Annotated in this window: 5 protein-coding genes, 1 tRNA gene and 1 pseudogene; 5 read left to right on the top strand and 2 right to left on the bottom strand. The window is 55.0% G+C overall.

Annotation, left to right across the window (positions count from 1 at the left end):
• The coding region (locus AAAB35_RS03155) for a hypothetical protein (RefSeq protein ID WP_340666778.1) at window positions 1-235 on the top strand (235 nt) is incomplete at its 5' end.
• A 24-nt stretch (window positions 236-259) separates the two neighbouring features.
• Here the strand turns inward: AAAB35_RS03155 and AAAB35_RS03150 are convergent.
• Window positions 260-350 (bottom strand) — tRNA-Ser (locus tag AAAB35_RS03150).
• A gap of 304 nt (window positions 351-654) precedes the next feature.
• Here AAAB35_RS03150 and AAAB35_RS03145 point away from each other — a divergent pair.
• The 3 genes from AAAB35_RS03145 to AAAB35_RS03135 all read left to right on the top strand — a co-directional run bounded on the left by AAAB35_RS03145 (window position 655) and on the right by AAAB35_RS03135 (window position 2,284).
• Entirely contained in the window at window positions 655-1,044 is a 390-nt protein-coding gene (locus AAAB35_RS03145) for a DUF930 domain-containing protein (protein WP_340666777.1), read from the top strand.
• Window positions 1,045-1,100: 56 nt separating this feature from the next.
• On the top strand, window positions 1,101-1,475 hold the full coding sequence (locus AAAB35_RS03140) for a hypothetical protein (RefSeq protein ID WP_340666776.1): 375 nt from the start codon (window positions 1,101-1,103) through the stop codon (window positions 1,473-1,475).
• Between the two features lie 641 nt (window positions 1,476-2,116).
• Window positions 2,117-2,284: a hypothetical protein gene (locus AAAB35_RS03135; protein WP_340666775.1), complete on the top strand. Its 168-nt coding sequence runs from the start codon at window positions 2,117-2,119 to the stop codon at window positions 2,282-2,284.
• Here AAAB35_RS03135 and AAAB35_RS03130 read toward each other — a convergent pair.
• Window positions 2,278-2,961: a CerR family C-terminal domain-containing protein gene (locus AAAB35_RS03130; RefSeq protein WP_340666774.1), complete on the bottom strand. Its 684-nt coding sequence runs from the start codon at window positions 2,959-2,961 to the stop codon at window positions 2,278-2,280. The genes AAAB35_RS03135 and AAAB35_RS03130 overlap by 7 nt on opposite strands.
• Before the next feature lie 91 nt (window positions 2,962-3,052).
• Here AAAB35_RS03130 and AAAB35_RS03125 point away from each other — a divergent pair.
• Window positions 3,053-3,242, top strand: a pseudogene (locus tag AAAB35_RS03125) (hypothetical protein); the annotation flags it as partial.

The following is a 3,242-nucleotide window of genomic DNA, read 5'->3' as shown; positions in this document are numbered from 1 at the left end:
CGTCGGCTGCGAAGCCTTGGGCCACGGCGCGGCCGATGCAATACTGGACAAGAGCAAGGCAGCGACTGATTTAGCCACTTTAGCGCCTTACCTTCGGATACCCGGGCGAAATGTGAGGCGATTGTTAGACGTACCTCTGCATTACCAACACGCGCGGCAAATGAGCGAACAGCACAAGCTGAAGGTGCAGGAAAAGGTGCAGGGTAAAACCCCATCATTACAGAAAATAATCTAAAAACAGTTAGTTATGAAAAGTTAATGGCGGAGAAGAAGGGATTCGAACCCTCGAGAGCCTTTTGAGCCCTACTCCCTTAGCAGGGGAGCGCCTTCGACCACTCGGCCACCTCTCCGAGGACGCTGACTAAAGATGAAACCCCTTGTTTGCAAGGGCTTTGTTGGCTTTTCTGCAAAAAATGCCATATGCCGCCCAAGTGCGCGATCATGGCAGATCCATCACGCCTGCGATCCCTTCGGCGAAGCAGCGGACCGGTTGTTTTGACCTCTATCCGGGGCGTCCGACCATCATATTGGATCGGTAGTACTGTCGATGATGAATTAAATCTGTGGTTGTAGGATTTCGGGGGCTTGGCGATCGACACTCCCTTCTCTTAGTCTCCCGGCTTGTTCGCAAGGCAAAATTTGGATGGTAGTCGTATGAGGAAAGTCTTGGTTGCGGTTGCGTTATGCGCGCTGGCGTTTCATCCAGCACTTGCAATGGATTCGCGCGAAGAATCGGGCCTGCGGAAGCTCGATCCGCAAACCCGGCTGGAACAGCGCTGCGACGTTGAAGCCATGGAACGCATTCGCAACGAGGAAGGCAACTTCAACCCGGACAAGGTTCTTGCCTATGCATTCGCCGAGCCGCGCATGCAGGAACATGCCATTCAAACGCGCGGCGCCGCCTTCCGCAGTGATGGCGCTTGGTACCATCTTAAATACAAATGCGAGACCAGCGCCGATAACATGCAAATTGTCGGTTTCAAGTACAAGATCGGCGGACTGGTGCCTGTAGAAGACTGGACCAAGCATTTCCTCGTCCCCTGACGCTCGACACCGCAGCGACGCTTGAATAGCTTGCTGGACGCAACAGGGGAAGATTTATGCGACTTTCATCATTGAGCGCGGGAATGCTGGCGGTTTTTCTGGCAGCATGTACCTCTACGAGCGGCAAGCCCGCAGGTACCGACCAAGTGGTGGCGGACGCAAGGACTCTCGTGATCGCATCCTATCAGTGCCAGGATGCCCTGGGGCGGGAGCCGCACTATTCCGCGATCGAAAGCAGCGAAACGGTGCTACGAGCGCTTGGAAAATCCGCGGATGAAGCGGATAAGACCGTACGCGGCTGGCTGCGGGACGTGATAGCCGGACCGAAACAGCCCGGCGATCTCGATGCAAAAACGTGCAAGGACAGGCTTCTGACGCTCGCCGAGAAAGTGCGCGTCGGATATGAGGCGCTGAAACGAAAGAATGGCTAGCTAGCTGACGATACAGAAAAAGGGCGGCTGACGCCGCCCTCCGGTACGCTGATTTCTATTACTATTTTCCGTTACTGATGGCTACGTCCGCTGCCGCCCATCTGGTTCTGGCGCCACCTGCGGTCGCCATAGGTCCGAACATTGCGGCGCTCCCAATTTGACCGACCCCAATGTGACCTGCCCCAGTTCCTTTGGCTGCGGTAATACGATCTGTTCCAACCATTATGGCGATTATTCCAACCATGGCGGTAATATGGGCGATACCTATCCCGCGAATGCACCTGTTCAATATTGGATGTTACCTGCACGGCCTGGGGGGCAACCGGCGCGGCGAACGACGATATTGCCGTAGCCAGCAACATCGCCAAACCGACGACTGCGGCTGACATGGCGGAAAGTGTTCTTTGCATAAATGCCTCCTGCGAAAAACGGTACGATTCTTAGATGCACCTCGGTCCATGAACTTGCCATGAACAGATAAGTTCCCCGTTCACGCAAATGCTATCTTGGGCATATTGGTGAACTGTGAGTCTGTAAATGCCGGTTGCAATTCTTGAATGGAATAAGCGGAACCGGCGCATTATTTGAACGTTATCGGCTCCGCGACGCCTCGGCGCGCACCCAACACTGGAGGTTGCAGAATGACCACACCGACCGTTCCGCAGGATGTCTATCAACGTCATGAGCGCGAATGGCAAATGCTACGCGAGGCGATCGCCAAATCCCAGCAACCCGACAAGGCCGAGACAAAGCCCGCAGAAAACATCACCGACTCATATCGCTGGCCACCCATCCAGATGCATCAATGATCAGAGCGCAGGGCCAGGGCTGTCGCTTCGAGCCCAGCCATGGCAAATCTCTGAAAATGCTGAACGATTTCGTTCTGAGCCTGCGGCTCGTCCGGATTCAGTCCGGGTAGAACCCGGGTAAATATCTGCTTGTTGCCGACCACAAGCATGGCAAATGGCGAAATGATATTGAGGGCGCAGCGCGTGACGACGGGATCGTCGTGAGACAGCCCTAAAATCTCTCCCACGATGGTGGTCACAACCAGTTTCTTCGGCAGGATTTCCCTATCGACAAGCACTGCAAATGCCGATGAGGGAGATAGTATCTCGCGGCCGAGAACGCCGAGCGCCCAAGACGATCGCGCGGAACCGATTACGGTCCGCGCAATCAGCCCAATCAGTGTCCGCAGCTTTTCTTTGGGTTCGCCCGACCCCTCCGCTATCTTTACCAGGCTGTCATAAGTGAGGAGGCGGCGATGCGCCTCGACCAGCACTTCGCCATATAGACCCTCGATCCCCCCGTAGTAGTAGTTGACCGCGGCAGAGTTACTCCCTGCCCGCTCAGCAATCTCCTTGCCGGTGGCGCGGTCAAAGCCTTTTTCGGCAAAGACCTCCCCTGCCGCCTCCAGGATCTGGGCTTTCGTCGTTGCGCCATCTTCGCGGCGGCCGGGAAGTTTTCGTGATGCTTGTCTCGCCATGGAATCATTCTATCCGAATTTTCCATCTTTTGAAAGTTGAAATTCAAATTGCAATTTGACATAATCCTATGAGTTGAGTATGTTGGCGATCATGAGCAAGCCAATTCGCATATTGATCTTTCTGATTATCCTTGCCGCTATCGGCGGAGGGGCCTGGTGGTACTGGCATCGCCCTGCCGCCAGCGACGTACTGACGCTTTATGGTAATGTCGACCTCCGTCAGGCATCCCTCGCCTTTAACGGATCCGAGCGTATCGACCAGGTTCTTGTTGAGGAAGGCG

It is taken from the genome of Phyllobacterium sp. (assembly GCF_037994425.1).
Lineage (GTDB): Bacteria > Pseudomonadota > Alphaproteobacteria > Rhizobiales > Rhizobiaceae > Phyllobacterium.
This window is presented reverse-complemented; position numbering and strand designations above follow the sequence as displayed.